Origin of the sequence: Hominimerdicola alba 8, assembly GCF_000178155.2 — a bacterium.
In the GTDB taxonomy this organism is placed as follows: domain Bacteria; phylum Bacillota; class Clostridia; order Oscillospirales; family Ruminococcaceae; genus Hominimerdicola; species Hominimerdicola alba_C.
Genome location: NZ_ADKM02000086.1, coordinates 39,271 through 56,223, shown reverse-complemented (window position 1 = coordinate 56,223; position 16,953 = coordinate 39,271). Strand labels below are relative to the sequence as shown.

16 protein-coding genes and 4 tRNA genes are annotated in these 16,953 nt (G+C 45.8%); 16 read left to right on the top strand and 4 right to left on the bottom strand.

Annotated elements, in window-relative coordinates:
• Nucleotides 1-198 precede the first annotated feature (198 nt).
• Nucleotides 199-1,032, bottom strand: a complete 834-nt coding sequence (locus tag CUS_RS09900; RefSeq protein WP_002850118.1) for a glycosyltransferase — start codon at nucleotides 1,030-1,032, stop codon at nucleotides 199-201.
• A 545-nt stretch (nucleotides 1,033-1,577) separates the two neighbouring features.
• On the opposite strand from CUS_RS09900, the gene CUS_RS09895 reads away from it, so the two are divergent.
• Nucleotides 1,578-1,799 (top strand): helix-turn-helix domain-containing protein, encoded by a 222-nt coding sequence (locus tag CUS_RS09895; protein WP_002850100.1) that lies wholly within the window; start codon nucleotides 1,578-1,580, stop codon nucleotides 1,797-1,799.
• A 274-nt stretch (nucleotides 1,800-2,073) separates the two neighbouring features.
• Here the strand turns inward: CUS_RS09895 and CUS_RS09890 are convergent, their stop codons facing one another.
• Nucleotides 2,074-3,570 (bottom strand): LCP family protein, encoded by a 1,497-nt coding sequence (locus tag CUS_RS09890; protein WP_002850266.1) that lies wholly within the window; start codon nucleotides 3,568-3,570, stop codon nucleotides 2,074-2,076.
• A 545-nt stretch (nucleotides 3,571-4,115) separates the two neighbouring features.
• Here CUS_RS09890 and CUS_RS09885 point away from each other — a divergent pair.
• The 15 genes from CUS_RS09885 to CUS_RS09810 all read left to right on the top strand — a co-directional run bounded on the left by CUS_RS09885 (nucleotide 4,116) and on the right by CUS_RS09810 (nucleotide 14,468).
• The gene (locus tag CUS_RS09885) at nucleotides 4,116-5,072 is read left to right on the top strand and encodes an RING finger protein (RefSeq protein WP_002850257.1); all 957 of its coding nucleotides are present in this window, start codon (nucleotides 4,116-4,118) and stop codon (nucleotides 5,070-5,072) included.
• A 225-nt stretch (nucleotides 5,073-5,297) separates the two neighbouring features.
• Entirely contained in the window at nucleotides 5,298-5,588 is a 291-nt protein-coding gene (gene rpsF, locus CUS_RS09880; RefSeq protein ID WP_002850279.1) for a 30S ribosomal protein S6, read from the top strand.
• A 79-nt stretch (nucleotides 5,589-5,667) separates the two neighbouring features.
• Entirely contained in the window at nucleotides 5,668-6,288 is a 621-nt protein-coding gene (locus CUS_RS09875; protein ID WP_002850107.1) for a single-stranded DNA-binding protein, read from the top strand.
• 61 nt (nucleotides 6,289-6,349) lie between these two features.
• Nucleotides 6,350-6,595, top strand: coding sequence for a 30S ribosomal protein S18 (gene rpsR / locus CUS_RS09870; protein WP_037277024.1), 246 nt, complete (start codon nucleotides 6,350-6,352; stop codon nucleotides 6,593-6,595).
• 220 nt (nucleotides 6,596-6,815) lie between these two features.
• On the top strand, nucleotides 6,816-9,245 hold the full coding sequence (gene lon, locus CUS_RS09865) for an endopeptidase La (protein ID WP_002850131.1): 2,430 nt from the start codon (nucleotides 6,816-6,818) through the stop codon (nucleotides 9,243-9,245).
• A gap of 58 nt (nucleotides 9,246-9,303) precedes the next feature.
• A complete protein-coding gene (gene yihA / locus CUS_RS09860; RefSeq protein WP_002850090.1) occupies nucleotides 9,304-10,032 on the top strand; it encodes a ribosome biogenesis GTP-binding protein YihA/YsxC in 729 nt (242 codons plus the stop codon).
• Nucleotides 10,033-10,160: 128 nt separating this feature from the next.
• Nucleotides 10,161-10,469, top strand: coding sequence for a YerC/YecD family TrpR-related protein (locus tag CUS_RS09855; RefSeq protein ID WP_002850094.1), 309 nt, complete (start codon nucleotides 10,161-10,163; stop codon nucleotides 10,467-10,469).
• A complete protein-coding gene (locus CUS_RS09850; protein WP_002850212.1) occupies nucleotides 10,466-11,224 on the top strand; it encodes a class I SAM-dependent DNA methyltransferase in 759 nt (252 codons plus the stop codon). The genes CUS_RS09855 and CUS_RS09850 overlap by 4 nt, the downstream gene beginning before the upstream one ends.
• Before the next feature lie 186 nt (nucleotides 11,225-11,410).
• The gene (locus tag CUS_RS09840; protein WP_002850253.1) at nucleotides 11,411-11,614 is read left to right on the top strand and encodes a hypothetical protein; all 204 of its coding nucleotides are present in this window, start codon (nucleotides 11,411-11,413) and stop codon (nucleotides 11,612-11,614) included.
• 23 nt (nucleotides 11,615-11,637) lie between these two features.
• Nucleotides 11,638-12,516, top strand: a complete 879-nt coding sequence (hslO, locus tag CUS_RS09835) for an Hsp33 family molecular chaperone HslO (protein WP_002850236.1) — start codon at nucleotides 11,638-11,640, stop codon at nucleotides 12,514-12,516.
• A gap of 399 nt (nucleotides 12,517-12,915) precedes the next feature.
• The gene (locus tag CUS_RS09830) at nucleotides 12,916-13,680 is read left to right on the top strand and encodes a hypothetical protein (RefSeq protein ID WP_002850174.1); all 765 of its coding nucleotides are present in this window, start codon (nucleotides 12,916-12,918) and stop codon (nucleotides 13,678-13,680) included.
• Between the two features lie 415 nt (nucleotides 13,681-14,095).
• Nucleotides 14,096-14,171: transfer RNA gene (locus CUS_RS09825), tRNA-Val, on the top strand.
• Between the two features lie 26 nt (nucleotides 14,172-14,197).
• Nucleotides 14,198-14,271: transfer RNA gene (locus CUS_RS09820), tRNA-Asp, on the top strand.
• A 44-nt stretch (nucleotides 14,272-14,315) separates the two neighbouring features.
• Nucleotides 14,316-14,388 (top strand) — tRNA-Gly (locus CUS_RS09815).
• Between the two features lie 9 nt (nucleotides 14,389-14,397).
• Nucleotides 14,398-14,468: transfer RNA gene (locus tag CUS_RS09810), tRNA-Cys, on the top strand.
• A gap of 200 nt (nucleotides 14,469-14,668) precedes the next feature.
• Here the strand turns inward: CUS_RS09810 and CUS_RS09805 are convergent.
• The gene (locus tag CUS_RS09805; protein ID WP_002850240.1) at nucleotides 14,669-15,079 is read right to left on the bottom strand and encodes a peptide deformylase; all 411 of its coding nucleotides are present in this window, start codon (nucleotides 15,077-15,079) and stop codon (nucleotides 14,669-14,671) included.
• 4 nt (nucleotides 15,080-15,083) lie between these two features.
• Nucleotides 15,084-16,928: an excinuclease ABC subunit UvrC gene (gene uvrC, locus CUS_RS09800; RefSeq protein WP_002850182.1), complete on the bottom strand. Its 1,845-nt coding sequence runs from the start codon at nucleotides 16,926-16,928 to the stop codon at nucleotides 15,084-15,086.
• Nucleotides 16,929-16,953: the final 25 nt, after the last annotated feature.

Below are 16,953 nucleotides of genomic sequence, written 5' to 3'. Positions count from 1 at the left end.
TATGCGGCAGATACCGCAGTAAATGCCAATTAATGACATTATCCGCCTTTTCGAGGCGACTTTTTATATCTTACCAACTTTTCGGCACAATGTCAAGCAGATTTACTTAAATGTACTTGTTGTGCAACAATTTGTATTATTTCTGTAAGATTTGGCGCGGCATCTGTTACATTCATCTGCTTTGCCGTTTTGATCTTTTTATCTCAGCAGTTTCTTGTAGAATTTTCCCGTGAGCGAACTCGGCATCGCGAACATCACCAGCTGTGCGCCCGTCGTAACAAGAAAGTCCCACAGGCTTGAAAAGCCCGAACGATGTATCTTCCAGCGCACCGCTATAAATGACTTGGTGTTAGCCCAGTTGCGCCGCCTGTCATAATTTCCGCCTGTGATGCGGTATTTCACAAGAACTTTCGGAATATTGCGTCCCACAGCTCCCGCCGACAGCATTCTAACTACGAAGTCGTAATCCTCGCACCGTCTTACAGTCGAATACCCGCCGATATTTTCCACAAAAGATTTTTTGTATACCAGTGTCGGATTGTTGAAAGGATTCCTGCGCCGCGCGTATTTGCGTATTGCAGCATTCCCCAGCGGAGTTTTCTTCACCGCTATCTCTTCGCCTGTAGCGCTGTCAAATTCGCTGATGTAAGCGCCCAGCATATCCACTCCCGGATGTTTTGCCAGCAGGTAGAGCGAAAGTTCGCACCTTTCGGGCAAAGCAATGTCGTCCGAATCCATCTTGACGATATACTCATTCCTGCACACTGCCAGACCTGCATTTGCACACTCACCGACCCCCACATTTTTGGGAAGTCTGAGCGGTCGGAAAAAGCTGTATCTGCGCTCATATTCGCTGACTATCTCATCAAGTTCATGGGTGAGAGGACCGTCGCAGACCAGCACAAAGTCATCTGTCACAAAGGTCTGTCCCAGCATACTTTCAACGCATGCCCTGAAAAATTCGGGCTTCTCGCCGCTGTAGACAGACATCAGCACGCTGTATTGCGGCAGTTTAACGCCTTTTCTTTCCATAGCACACACCTCCGTGAAACTTCATACATCGTTATTGTATCATTTTTCAGTGGTTTTGTCAATATTCTTACGGACGAGTGCCGTAACGTTCATAAGTAAAGCCGAAATTTGCGGCTCTTAAGCAGATATTTCGCCGCATATCATGCTTATATCGGTTATATAAATTCTGAATGCCTTATAAACAGCATCGTCACAAGTCGGCAGATTTATTAATTGATTGAATACTATCAACTATTCTGTCTTGTTCATGATCTGTTGTTATTTGGCAGTGCAGATATCTCAGCCGATGAAAATACAAACTTATGCCGCAGTGTGATGATAAGCATTATTCGGTTGATTTTTGCAGATCAACCGAATACAATATTTTTAATGGTTTAATTTCTTCGTGAACGTACACAAAATGTTCAAGTAAAATTAATGCTTTTTTAGAGCATACAAAGAGGTGCAAAATATGAATTTGTAAATATTTATATGTTAAAATATGTGTAATGGTGAGGTGATTGCTGAAACGGTTCTATTTAAACATACACCGAAGGAGGGATAGTATGTATTTCTACCAGCGAATACGCGACCTGCGAGAGGACAATGACCTGTCACAGCAGAAAGTCGCAGACTATCCGGAAGTGACCAGACAACAATATCAGTTATACGAGTGCGGGAAGCGCGAGATGCCCATGCATCTTTTTATCAAGCTGGCAGACTTTTATAAGGTAAGTCTTGATTATCTTGCAGGCAGACGGCTGCACAGGAAAGATTCTCACAGCTGATCTTGCTGTGTTATATGGCTTTATGAAAATATCATAAATATGTAAAGACAGAACGTGCCATTGTGCGGATCTGTCTTTTTATTTCGTGGTTATCCCGCTGACACACCACAAAAACGGCGGTTTTACAGAACTTAAGGTGGTTGGCGTATGGGCGCTCAATTATCCTTTTGTTTACAGCATTTTCAGCCGGTGTGCTAAAGGGATAGTCATAATTTATTCGGAAACTTTTTTAGACAACAGATAAAGCCGCAGGAAAAATATCCTGCGGCTTTTGCTACCAGTTAACAGGCGGCTGAAAATCGTTATTTTCATAGAACGTGCCGTCATCTATCTCTTGCTGATATTGTGTTATCGCTTCATCGACATTAGCGCATTCACCGTAAATTATGTATCTCAGGAATGCAGCATTCGCCTGGAACTGCCATGTGTTCATTGCAAGACAACTCTGGCTGTTGATAATGTCAGGTCTGTAATAATTATCAGCGGGAACTCTCATCTGCTGTATATCATAACCCATGTACTCAAAGGCATTCAGCAGAAGCTCGGCTATCTCGCCTTCAGTGAGGTCGGTCTCAACTTCGGGCAGCACCAGCTTTGCCAGAGCATCAAGTTCTATCAGACTGAGTTTCTTTGCTTTCTGCACTATCTTTTCAATAGACTCGCGCTGACGCATCGTTCTGCCGTAATCATCTCCGCAGCCGTATCTTACACGGGCGTAAGCAAGCGCCTGATTGCCATTCAGGTGCATGTGTATCTCGTTGTCGTCCTCCGACTGATATTCAATAATGGTGCAGAATTTGCCTTCGTAATCATAGTAATTTACAGATTCGTCCTTGCCATACTGTTTCAGATCGATATAATCTGTGCCATCGGGATTTTTGAGGTAGTAGTTCTGCTCGTCAAGCGGGTCGCGCATTGCGACTGCTTCGGTGTAACTCACATCAAAATCAAGTCCGCCGACAGTTTCAACGATGTCGATGAACTGCTTGAAATTCACCTTTACCGTCCTGTCGATGGAGATACTGAAATAATCCTCTACGACCTCAGCCAGATATTCGGCTCCGCCGTACCAGTAAGCCTGATTCAGCTTCTCGTTGATATCGAATTTCTCCATATACACCCAGATATCGCGCATCAGTGAGGTCAGTGTGACAGTCTTGTTCTCCTTGTTGAGGGAGATAAGCATCATAACATCGGTGTTGCCTCTGTCCTGAGAGGCTGTGTCACGGATATCTTCACCTATCAGCAGCACATTCATTACATTCTCGTCAGATATCTTTCTTGACTTCTGTTCGAGAAGCGCGCGCAGTTCCTTCTCCTGCGCTTCTTCATCGAGAGTGTCCTCGCCATCGACCAGATCGCGGCTGTCAACGGGAGGCGGGTCTGTCCTGATGTGGTTGTCACGTTCTTTCAGCAGACCTGTGTAATAGAAGAACAGCACAACTGCGATACCCATTACCAGCACCAGTGCCAGAAAAATAAATCCCAGCGTTACGCCCGTCTTTTTGCGGACGCTCCAGCCGCCTTTCAGGTTTGCAGAACGTTTTTCTGTACCGTCGTGCTTTTTTGCCGATCTTTTGCGGCTTTTTTTATGGGGCACATCTTCATCGCCGTCCTGCTCTTCGGCAGTTTCGGCTGATCTGCCCATAGCGCGGGAAATGCTCTGTTTCAGTTCCTCGTCCGCTTCACCGTTCTGCGTGGTGATTATAGCGTGTGAGATCATTTCCCTCAGTTCAGCAGACGCAATGGTCTGCTCTTTATTATCATTCATCAAACGTATCCCCTTTTTTATCGGAGAGGGCATCAACTGCCCGAAATTATGATCAGTTATCCTTATTATAAAACCCGAATGTGATACGGCTGTGTATGTCGGGCGAAAAATAGCCCGAAATAAAGTAAATACAAATAGACCAGCCGATAAACACAAATAATATTATAGCCCAATTCTCAGAAAATTACAACACACAAAACGCACGAATTAAAACCTCAAAAGAGGGCTATTTTTAGAGTATTTAGTTAGAATTAGCATTATCAAGGACAGTTTTTGGTACAAGAACAGGCAATCTCGCACATTTCGGATCTTAAAAGCTAATGTAAAATATTCGCAAAAAGATGATGTGTTTTTTCTGCTTTTCAGGACACAAACGTTGGAAACAGGCTTTTTACCGTGTATCCCGACTGTTTTGCCTTCATTATTGTCCCGAAACACAGATTTCCGTGAATTAACAATTGCCCCTCTTGCATTTTTTGAAGCACTGTGTTATAATATATAAAATATAGGCTAAGACCCCGCATTATTGAGAAAGGAAAGTTAAGATGACAAAGTATACAGGTTCAAAATGTATATGCTGCGGCGAAAGGTTTGCTGACGGTGATGATATAGTCGTCTGCCCCGAGTGCGGTACACCTTACCACAGAGAATGCTATATCAAAGAGGGAAAGTGCATAAATACCTCACTGCATGAGAAAAATGTGAGCTGGCTGCCCGACGGTGCTGAGGAAACGACTCCCGTTGCAGCTTCAAGCGTTAAACGCTGTATCAGGTGCGGGGCTGAAAATCCCGCGGAACTTCGCTATTGCGAACAGTGCGGCACACCTCTGATAAATATGGACAGCCCCAGACCGTTTAATGAGGAACGAGAACCTCTCAGGACTGACCACGAAAATGACCCGCTGGGCGAAAGCGGCTTCACAGCTGTCACACTCAATCAGGATTCCGATATCGACGGTGTGACTCTGGGTGACCTTGCAAGATATGTGGGCACAAATCCCATTGGCTTCCTGCCCAGCTTCATCAGATTTGCCAAAACAGGCAGGAAGATATCAATGAATTTCTTTGCGTTCCTGTTCACACCGGTGTATTTCATGTTCCGAAAGATGAAAGGCTGGGGCATAGCAGCAGCGATAATAATGGCACTTCTGAGTATCCCGGATATGATCGTGCTGCTGTCCAGCGGCGAGTATTACGATTTCAGGATCGATCTGGGCATCGACATAAAGTCGCACAGTTTCGTCCTGCTGACACAGATAATGCTTTACCTGACAATGGTGCTGAAACTGCTTGCAGGCTTTTTCGCAAATTATATCTACTACAAGCAGGCGCGGCGTGATATCACCAAGATACGTGCACAGGGCGAGGACAAGCAGGCAGATGACCTCAACCGTGAGATAATTCTCGCGGGCGGTACCTCACTGGGCAACGTGCTTTTGGCATACCTTATATATACGATGATATCTTTTGGTTCGATAGTGCTGATAGGTAAGCTGATGTAGCGCTGTTTTATATGTTTATCGGCTGTCTTTCTCTGCCTGCGGCGGGGGAAGACAGTTCTGTAAAGCGGGATATCATGCTTGCAGGCAGATGAAGATGAAATTTACAAAAAGTTTATAATTTCTTTCGCGCGGGACTTGACAGATACGGCGAAAGATGTTATAATATACGAGTTAATCCTTGCTTGCTGTAATTGCAGGCGAAATCCAAAAGGAGGTGTACAAGAAATGGCAAAGATCAATGAGAACTATGAGGCTATGGTTATTTTCAGCCAGAAGCTCGACGAGGAGGGCGTTAACGCTCTGACTACTAAGTTCGATGACATGATCAAGGCTAACGCCGAGAACGTAGAGCTGAACGTATGGGGCAAGAGAAAGCTCGCTTACGAGATCAACTACGAGTCTGAGGGCACCTATGTACTGTGGTCTTTCAACAGCAAGACCGAATTCCCCGCAGAGCTGGAGAGAGTACTGGGCATCACCGACGGCGTTATTCGTTTCCTGATAACCACAAAGTAATTGTAGGGGACAGGAGCAGGATCAGAGAGGATCAGCAGTGAACGGAATGATGATTTGTTAATGGAAAGGAACTAGGATCATGCTGAACAGAGTTATTTTGATGGGAAGGATCACACAGGATCTCGAAGTAAGACAGACACCCAACGGTGTATCTGCTCTGACTTTTAATGTTGCAGTTGACCGTAACTTCAAGGATCAGAACGGACAATATCAGTCTGATTTTATCACATGCGTAGCTTGGCGTCAGACTGCTGAGTTTATTGGCAGGTATTTCGGCAAGGGCAGAATGATCGCACTTGAAGGCACTCTCAGAAGCAGGACTTATGAGGACAAGAATGGTACTAAGCATTATGTGACTGAGGTCTATGTGGACAATGCTTCGTTTACAGGCGAAAAAGCCAATCAGGGCGGCGGTAATTACTCAAATAATTACGGCAACGGCGGTTTTAACGGCGGTAACAATAGTTACGGCGGAAACGGCGGCTTTGGCAACGGCGGAGGAAATTACGGCGGTAATAACAATTATGGCGGTAACAACTTCGGCGGAAACGGCGGTTTCAATGGCGGCAATCAGAATAACTTTGGCGGTGACCAGAACAATTTCGGCGGCAATAATCAGGCACCCGCTAACGATGCGCTGAATATCGGCGATCTCTCGGAATTTGAAGATGTTATCTCAGATGACGGAGTACCGTTCTGATCCAAAGATCATTAATTTGAATTTAGTAATTCCTTGACGAGGAGGGAAATATACGATGGCTATGGATAAGGAAAGAACCGGCGGCAGACCTGTAAAGAGAGGCCGCAAGAAGGTTTGCATGTTCTGTGTTGACAGAGCTGAGAAGATCGATTATAAGGATATCGCAAAGCTCAGAAAGTGCATGACAGAAAGGGCTAAGATACTGCCCCGCCGTGTAACAGGCACCTGCGCTTATCACCAGAGAGAGCTGACAAAGGCTATCAAGAGAGCAAGACACGTAGCTCTGCTCCCATATGTAGCTGATTAATATGCGTTTTGATGAGGTATCCTTCGGGGTACCTCGTTTTTGTACCATCTGCCAAAAGGCAGATGCAAGCGGCAGATATACTGCCTTTTGCACCTGCGTTTTGTGAGATAGATATTGCTTTTATTTCCTGTTGCAATGCAGGAGGATATATGTTATAATAAGATAGCAGGAAAGTAAGATATACTGTTTTTGTGTGAGTTGTCAGACGAAAGGAGTTAATATGGATAAGCAAATTGAAATAAAAAACGGCACTGTAATGCCGATGATACCTACAAGAGATCTGGTCGTTTTTCCCGGTATGAGCGTCAATTTTGATGTGGGCAGAGAAATGTCTGTGCAGAGTTTGCAGAATGCCAGAAATGATTTTTCGGGCGATGTGTTCCTCTGTGCACAGAAAGATGTTAATGTAGAATCTCCCGAAAAAAGCGATATGTACAAGGTGGGCACTGTTGCAAATATCAGGCAGGTCATAAAAAGTCCCGGCGGAGTTTGCAGGTGTATGGTTCGCGGCGTTCGCAAGGCAAAACTTGTGGATATGATAGTCCATGACGACTGCTATGAGGCAGTCATCAAGCCGATGCCCAACTATTCAAAAGATAAACTCTATGCTCATGAACTGGATGCTGTCGAGAGGGAAGTGCGCAAGGCTTTTGAAGAGTATTCTCAGCTTATGCCAAAAATGCCGCAGGAGATATACAATGCGGTGATGGGCTCAAAGTCGGCTGAAGATCTGTTTGAAGCTGTGGCGTTCAATGTTCCGCTGGCTTTCAATGACAGGCAGTCGTTGCTGGAATCACCGTCAGCAGGCGAAAAGCTGGTGCTGCTGATGACTATTCTTGCCCGCGAGATAGATGTGCTGTCCCTCGAAAGGGATATCCACGAACAAGTCCAGAACCAGATAGAAGATAATCAGCGTGAATACTATATACGTGAGCAGATAAAGGCTCTCCAGAATGAATTGGGCGAGGGCAGTCTAGACGGCTCTGACGAAGGCGAGATACAGCGCTATTACGAAAAAATAACCGAGATGCAGGCTTCTGATGAGATAAAGGAAAAACTCAATGAAGAGGTCAAGCGCCTTTCGAGAATGGCAGGTTCTTCCGCAGAAGCGGTCGTTATCAGAGGTTATCTCGATACTGTGTTGGGTCTGCCCTGGGGCGTTTATACAAAAGATACCACCGATATCAAAAAAGCACAGAACGTGCTGGATAAAGACCACTATGGTCTTAAGCGTGTCAAGGAGAGGATACTGGAGAATCTCGCGGTAAGACAGCTGACCCCCGATATCAAGGGTCAGATAATCTGCCTTGTCGGACCTCCCGGTGTCGGTAAGACTTCTGTTGCAAAGTCGGTGGCAAGGGCGCTTGATAAGAAATTCGTGCGCGTGTCGCTGGGCGGTGTCAGGGACGAGAGCGATATCAGAGGTCACAGAAAGACCTATATAGGTGCTATGCCCGGCCGTATAATCAACGGCATGAAGATTGCAGGCTCTTCAAACCCCGTTATGCTGTTGGACGAAATAGATAAGATGAGCAACGATTTCAGGGGTGACCCCTCTGCGGCTATGCTCGAAGTTCTCGACAGTGAGCAGAACAATGCTTTCCGTGACCATTACCTTGAAGTGCCTTATGACCTCAGTGATGTGCTGTTCATAACCACTGCCAATACTCTTGATACAGTGGCAGGTCCTCTGCGTGACAGAATGGAGATAATCGAACTCTCCAGTTATACCCGCGAGGAGAAGTTCAATATCGCAAAAAAACATCTGCTGAAAAAACAGCTTGAAAAGCATGGTCTTACAAGTTCGATGATGCGCATAACAAACGATGGTCTGTATATGCTGATAGACGGCTACACCCGTGAGGCGGGCGTGAGAACTCTCGAAAGAAATATCGGTTCGCTCTGCCGAAAGGCGGCTAAGGAGATAATCGAGAAAGATGTGTCGAAAGTCACATTCTCTGCAAAGAATATCCCTGATTATCTGGGTCATATCAAGTTCCTTGATGACGATGCCGATAAGGAAGACCGCGTTGGCTATGTCAACGGCATGGCGTGGACTTCTGTAGGCGGCGTGTTGCTCCCTCTGGAAGTGCTTGTCATGGACGGTAAGGGCGCATTAGAACTTACAGGTTCGCTGGGCGATGTTATGAAGGAAAGCGCAAGGATAGCTGTAAGCTATTGCAGAAGCATCGCAGACGAGTACGGAATACAGAAAGACTTCCATGAGAAGAAAGATCTGCATATACACGCACCTGAGGGCGCTGTTCCAAAGGACGGTCCGTCTGCGGGCGTAACTATGATAACAGCACTTGTTTCCGCACTGAGCGGCATAAAGGTCCGCGGTGATCTGGCTATGACAGGCGAGATAACTCTGACAGGCAGAGTCCTGCCGATAGGCGGTCTGCGTGAGAAGACTATGGCTGCTTACAAGGCGGGAATGAAGACAGTCGTTGTACCCGAAAAGAACAGGGGCGACCTTGACGAAGTCGAAGATATCGTCAAGGAGAATGTTGAGTTCGTTTTCGCGAAGACCATCGATGATGTTCTGAGAGCGGCTCTTGTTAAACCGCCGCAGGCTGAGGTAATGCCTGAGATGATGCCCGAAGTCCTGCCCGTAAAAAGACGCGGCAGAGCAAGAAAGACAGTCTGATAAAGCATAAAGGTGGGGGCGGCAAAGTCTGCCCCCGTTATCGTGAAAGGAGAATGAGATGAAGCCGCTGAATTTCAACAAGGCAGAATTTGTGACCTCTTACGGCAAATTCTCGCAGATACCAAAGTCTGACCGCCCCGAATTTGCATTCTCAGGTCGGTCGAATGTGGGCAAATCTTCACTGATAAACAAAATATTCAACCGCAAAAACATGGCAAGGGTCAGCTCTGTTCCGGGAAAAACGGTGACTATCAACTTTTTCTCGGTGGAGGACGTTTATTTCGTTGACCTGCCGGGCTACGGCTATGCTAACGTTTCAAAAGCCGAAAAAGGCAAGTGGGGCGAACTTATAGGCGGCTATCTGGGCGATTTTGAGCGCTATGTTGAGATAGTATTCCAGCTGATAGACATGCGCCATGCCCCCAGCAAGGACGATATCCAGATGATAAACTATCTCATCGACAATGAGATGCCTTTTGTCATCGTGCTTACTAAGGCTGACAAGCTGAAACCCACCGCACGCAAGGCGCGTATGGCGGCTTTTGCTGAAGAGATACCCTGTTTTGAGGATATACACTGTATACCTTTCTCGGCTGTGACCGGCGAGGGCGTTGACGAATTGAAAGCGGTCATCGAAGAGGTGCGTCAGGACTGGTTCGATACATACGGCGAAGAAATTCGTGCAGAAACGTCAGCAGAAGAAGCGGCTGAAATTGACAGCGCCTCTGACGAAGATGATGATGACAGCGATTTTACAGGCTTCCTGACACCTAACCGCAAAAAGTAATATCAGTTAGTTTATTCACACAAAATATTCAATATACCCCTTTACATTTACGCTGTAATGTGCTAAAATATAAATATGTTTTAGCACTTTACAATATGAAAAGCGGCAAATGTAAAGGAGTGTTTTTTATGCGCGATAAATTAGAGATATCAAATCTGGACGAACTTTATGAAGCAATACTCTGCCTTGAAACACTGGAAGAGTGCAGGCTTTTCTTTAAAGACCTATGCACTGTGCCTGAACTTAAGAGTTTCTCACAGCGCTTTCAGGTCGCGAGAATGCTGACCGACAAGCATGTATACAGCGATATAGTCAAGGAAACAGGCGCTTCCACCGCGACCATCAGCCGCGTCAACAGGTCACTTTCTTATGACGGCAGCGGCGGTTACAATATCGTATTTGACCGTCTGGAAAAGAAGAAGGACAGCGGAAAGTGAGCGGTTACGGTAGTTTTGCCAAGTACTACGATGCTTTGCAGGCTGATGTGCCATACAGCAGCATAGCAGGTCGGATAAGGCAGCTGGGTCAGAAATACAGCAGCGAGAATGAAGTCGTGGTGGAACTTGGGTGCGGTACAGGCAGACTTTGCCGCGAACTCGAAAAACTGGGCTTCGATGTCATCGGTGTTGACATATCTGCTGAAATGCTTGAGGAAGCTGAACGTGCAAAGTCGGCTGACAGCGAGATAACCTACGTTTTGCAGGATATGACCGAACTTGACCTCTGGGGGGCGGCTGATATCATTGTCTGTGTGCTGGACGGCATGAACCATCTGCCTTATACTGAGGCTTTCAGGCGCGCGGTCAAGCGTGCGGCGATGTTCATCTGTGACGGCGGGCTGTTCATTTTTGATGTGAACACCGAGTATAAGCACCGTAAGGTACTGGGCGATAACAGCTTCGTCTATGAACTTGACGGGCTTTTTTGCAGTTGGCGCAATCAGTGTCGGACAGACGGTCGGGTCGATATGGTGCTTGATTTTTTCGCAGAGGGCGAAGACGGCAGATACACCCGTGAGAGCGAGTATATCAGCGAGATACTTCTGCCGCGTGACCTGATAGTGCAGACGGTCGATGAGTTCGGCTTTGAGATAGTTGAGGTCTGTGATGGTCTGACCGAAGAACCGCCCTGCGATACAACTCAGCGTGAGTTGTACGTGTGCAGGCGCAAAGCGCGTGGGACAGATGAATGACTTCCGCCGAGTGCCGCGCGGTTTCGGGATAGCAGGCGGAATGTCCGCCATTATGCTTTTTATTGCACTGATCGTCGGCGTAAAATTTCCCGATGGGAAATTTGGCAGTGTGCCGACGGCTGTTATGATAATTATAGCAATCCAACTATTTAAATTCACAAAATCCAGTCGCAAAAGCTCGGATCTATGGATTTTGTGACTGGATTTTGTCTGAATTTTAAGGCGGATTGCTATATACCCGCAGCGGCGGGCTTTTGGTGGAACAGGTGCGGTGCATCGCTGTTTGACAAGCGCCGTGAACCGCACAGATGTGCCGATAATGCCGAGAGCATATTCTTTGTGGTCTGTATTGTGGCGGCGGCTTTGTTTTACAATATGGGCATATTTTAACTTTGACATGGGAGATAGTTAAATTGGGAAGAATCGTAAGAGCAATTTCAAAGGACGCTTCGGTGGTATGCTCTGCCATCGATGGCAAGGATATAGTCTGTGAGATAGAGCGTGTTCATCAGTCGTCGGCGGTGGTGACTGCGGCGCTGGGCAGACTGGCTATGGGTACTTCGCTGATGGGTTTCGGCATGAAAGGCGAGGACGACAGGGTGACTGTCAAGATAGACGGCGGCGGACCTGCGGGTCAGCTTATCGCGGTCGCTGACAGCTACGGTAATGTCAAGGCTGATGTCATGCAGCCTGTGGTCGAACTTCCGCCAAACTCCATCGGTAAACTTGATGTTGCAGGCGCAGTTGGTGTTGACGGCGCGATAACCGTTATAAAGGATCTGGGGCTTAAAGAACCTTATGTGGGTCAGGTGCCCCTTGTCAGCGGCGAAATAGCTGAGGATATCACCGCATACCTCGCACAGAGCGAGCAGGTGCCCAGCGTTACGGCTCTGGGCGTGCTGATAAACCCCGACCTCACGGTGAAGAACGCAGGCGGCTTCCTGATACAGGTGCTTCCTTTTGCAAGCGATGAGATAATCACGCAGATAGAGCAGAACATAGCTAAGATGCAGTCTGTCACAAAGCTGATGGAAGACGGCCGCACTACCGATGAGATCGCGCTGATGGCGCTTGACGGCTTAGAACCAAACGTGCTTGACGATTTCAAGGTGGATTATCGCTGTGACTGTTCCCGCGAGCGCACAGAGCGGGTGCTGATCTCATTGGGCGAACAGGAACTTAATGATATCATCAAGGACGGCGATGTGGATATCAAATGCCACTTCTGCGGCAAACACTACAGTTTCACCCCCGATGAGGTCAGAAAACTGCTGGAAGAGAGCAAGAAATAATGAATATCAAAACGGACTGAAAGGCGGTTTTCAGTCCGTTTTTTTACTAGCAGAAATTTCCACAAAATTACCAATAACAATAATCTGATTTGAGATATTAAGTTTATAATCACGAATTGTCGAATATTTCGTTGACAAGGCTCGTGAACGGTGATATAATAATTTCAATTGTACATTATATATAAAACAAATTGTACAATTCTTACAAATAAATAAGAAAGAAGAAGACGATGAATGTTGGGACTATAGATCACAAGCTGATTTTTAGACAATATTCAAGTTGAAAACACTATAGCAATCCAACTATTTAAATTCACAAAATCCAGTCGCAAAAGCTCGGATCTATGGATTTTGTCTGAATTTTAAGGCGGATTGCTATAATAGAGTGAGGTGACAATATTGAAATATCTACGGAAAAGCCTTTCAAAAATATTGTCAGCAGCGATCGTTGTGGGACTATTAATTTTAACAGGCTGTTCGATTTTTAAAACCGACAATAATGAACCAAAGAAATTATCTCGTCCTGAACTGGAAAAACTTGAAGAAGAAGTTGACCCATTAGTTGAAGAATATTTTAATGATAAATATGGGATAAAAGCTGTAGTTACACATAAAGGGATTGCAGGCGGTGTTTTTTTAGGTAAGTCAAAAGGTTTGTATTATCATGTAACTGTGAATATCAATGAAGAAGAGTATTTTGTGGATGTATATGCGAATGATAACGAAGAGTTATATGTAAAAAAGAAAGCATATTATAGCAAGGTAATAAAAGATAGAATGGAAGAATGGCTTAATAGATATGTGAAAAAAACAAATATTGAGGAGTATTATATATCATTCTTATCTAGTTCAACCATTTATTTTCCAAGTGAATTTGATGCCGATTATTCCGCGGAAGAAATAATTAAATCGGCAGGCGAAATAGAGGATAAAAAAGAAAGCCCCAAAATAATTTTTGATTTAATTATTCCTCAAAGCGAATATGAAAAAATTAGTGATATTGAAAGAGAGTTTTCAGAACTCAAATCAGATGTCAGCTTAATTAACGAAAATATGGAAGTTTGCCTTAATGTATGTAAGGATGATGATTATTCCAGAATAACTAATGGTCAAAACTTTATTTATGAAAGAATAGAAAAAATATTAATAACTGAACTAAATTAGCATGAGGTAAAATTGAATTTAAGCAAAAATGAATTTAAGCAATGAAGAATTGGTATTATTGGATAATATCGCATATTTTAATGAGCTTTATGTTGAATACGATGAGGCTAAAAATATTTCTGAATCTTTTACTGTAAAGTCAGTTGTTCAGGGTTTCAAAAATGGAAATTATACTACACTAATTGATTAAGTTGCAGCGCAAGATTTTAATGAAAATATAAAAGGATAAGACCGCCCGTTTTCCATCTGACGGGCGTTTTTTTGCCGATATTGCATTTAATAAACAATGAAAAAATTAAAACAAAAAAATATTATTTTTTTTGAAAAAAGGGGTTGACAAATCGAACGATATGGTGTATAATAGATACTGTTGTGAGGGACAAAACAAAAACGAAACTCACGACAAAGAAAATCTGGGGGTTTAGCTCAGCTGGGAGAGCATCTGCCTTACAAGCAGAGGGTCACAGGTTCGAGCCCTGTAGTCCCCACCATTAAGAGTTGTCTTGAACAACTCTACGGCCCGGTAGTTCAGTTGGTTAGAACGCCGCCCTGTCACGGCGGAGGTCGTGAGTTCGAGTCTCATCCGGGTCGCTTGTGGGTAACCACTTCATAAAAAAGCTGATAGTTCAGCACTTGCGGATTTAGCTCATCTGGTAGAGCGCCACCTTGCCAAGGTGGAGGTAGCGAGTTCGAGCCTCGTAATCCGCTCTTTTTTATGGCGCTGTAGCCAAGGGGTAAGGCGTGGGTCTGCAACACCCTGACCACCGGTTCAAATCCGGTCGGCGCCTCTATGAGAGATGTCTTAGGACATCTCTTTTTTTATCTCACGATTTTGATGCGTATTGCTGATGATACAAAAAGGCTGTTTTTTCGTATTGTTTCCCACGCCTTTGGTGGGGAAACAATACACAACCAAATTGGGATATGATAATAAACGAAAGTATATATGCAAAAAAATCGGCAGGGGAGTTTTTCCTCTGCCGATGTTTCATATTATTATCCCATCAAGATGGTCGCACTCGTGCTGGATTATCTGCGCTACAAATCCCGTGAAATCGCCGCGCTTTTTCTTGAAACTTGTGTCCAGATATTCAACAGTTATCATCTCCCAGCGCTTTGTCTTTCGCACGCCTGTCAGCGAAAGACAGCCTTCTTCCGTTTCGTAGGGACGGGCTTTCTTCACTATCACGGGGTTTATCATTACGATGTCCATTATGCCCGCCGTGAAGATTATTATCCTCTTGCTGTAGCCTATCATGTTTGCCGCCATGCCCACACAGCGGTCGTGGTTAGCTTTCAGTGTGTCCTGTAAATCGGTGATGATCTGCATGTCCTTTGTGTCCGCTTTTACGGACTTCTTTTTCAGGAAGATAATGTCCTTGACTATCTCTTTTACCATTTTATCAGCTCATTTCATCTATGATATTTTTCAGTTCTTTCGCAGTGTCCTCGCTGATGCCCGCAACAGCCCGCAGTTCCTCCACAGATGCTTTTTTTAGCGCCTCTTTTGTCTTGAACGCTGTTATCAGCTTTTGAGCCTTTTTTTCGCCCACACCGCGAACTTTCGTCAGTTCCAGTGAAAATGTCGATCTTTTGCGCTTTGCTTTCTGGTAGGTAATGGCAACGCGGTGGACTTCGTCCTGTATCTGCGTCACAAGGTTGAACGCCGCGCGGCTTTTCAGCAGTGAGATCTCGCCGTCCCCCGTAGCAATGGCGCGGGTGCGGTGGTGATCGTCCTTTACCAGACCGTACAGCGGCACACTGACTTTCAGCCTTTCAAGAACAGGCTTTATGGTGTTCACATGACCGTTTCCGCCGTCCAGCAGTATCAGGTCGGGAAGCTGTGCAAAGCCTTCGTCCTCGCCCTTGAAATACTCACCGAAGCGCCTTTCGATGACCTCAGTCATGCAGGCGTAGTCGTTCTGTTCAAGCACCGTCTTTATGCTGAACTTTTTGTAGCGCTTTTTGCATGGTCTTCCGTTCTCAAAAACCACCATGCCCGCCACCATGTTTGTAGATGCCAGATTTGATATGTCGTAGCACTCGATGAAGCGTGGCGGCTTCTCCATTCCCAGCGCCCTTGCCAGTTCTTCCAGACCTGCAACCTCACGGCGTGTCCTGCCCACTCTCACCGATATGAACTCGTTCGCGTTGTTCTTAGCGAGTGTGGTCAGCTGTACCAGATGCCCCTTCTTCGGTACGTTCACGTATACTGCGTGGTCGTACTTCTCACGCAGATATTGCTGTAACATCTCTATATCGGACGGCTCTTCTTCCAGCAGTATAGTTTTGGGAGCATCATCTTTCATGGCGTAGTAACTAAGCACAAATTCTTCCATCATCTGCGCGGGTTCAGCCCTGTCACCCAGAAAATAGTCAGCCTTATCGGTAAGCCTGCCGCCACGATACATTATCACGCTGGCGCAGGCGATGTCAACATTCTGCGATATGGCTATTATGTCGCAGTCGGGTATCGTGCGGTCGATTATCTTCTGGCTTTCTGCGGCTTTCTGTATGGCGGCTATCCTGTCCCGAAGACGCGCCGCCAGTTCAAATTCCAGGTCTTCTGCCGCTCTCTCCATTTCGGCAGTCAGCTTTTCCACCGACATCTCGGAGCCGTTTTTGATGTATTCTATCGCCTGTTTTACTGCGGCGCGATATTCTTCTTCCGAAAAATTCCCTGTACAGACACCCATGCACCGTTTGATGTGGAAGTTAAGGCAGGGTCTTTGCTTTTTTATATCTCTCGGAAAAACGCGGGTGCAGGTAGGCAGTCTGAAAACTTTGTTCGCTTCTTCCACCGCCTGTTTTACCGCAAAAGAACTTGTGTACGGTCCGATGTACTCGGCGCTGTCATCACTTTTCTGCAATACCGCCTGTATGCGGGGATACGGCTCGTCAGTCACCCGAATGTAGCTGTACCCCTTGTCATCTTTCAGCAGAATGTTATACTTCGGCGTGTGCAGTTTTATCAGCGAGCATTCCAGCACCAGCGCTTCAAACTCGCTGTCCGTTACGATGAACTCATAGTCGTTGACATTCGATACCATCTTCCACACTTTCGGCAGATGGTCCTGTCCCCGCCTGAAATACGAAGTCACGCGGTTGTGCAGGTTCTTTGCCTTGCCGATATATATTATCTTGCCGCTCTTGTCTTTCATTATGTAGACACCCGGCGAGGTGGTCAGCTTTGAGGTCTTGTCCCGCAGAAAAGGCAGACGCGGGTTGTCATCATCGGTGATATACATGTGCTCTCCTTACAAATTATCCCCC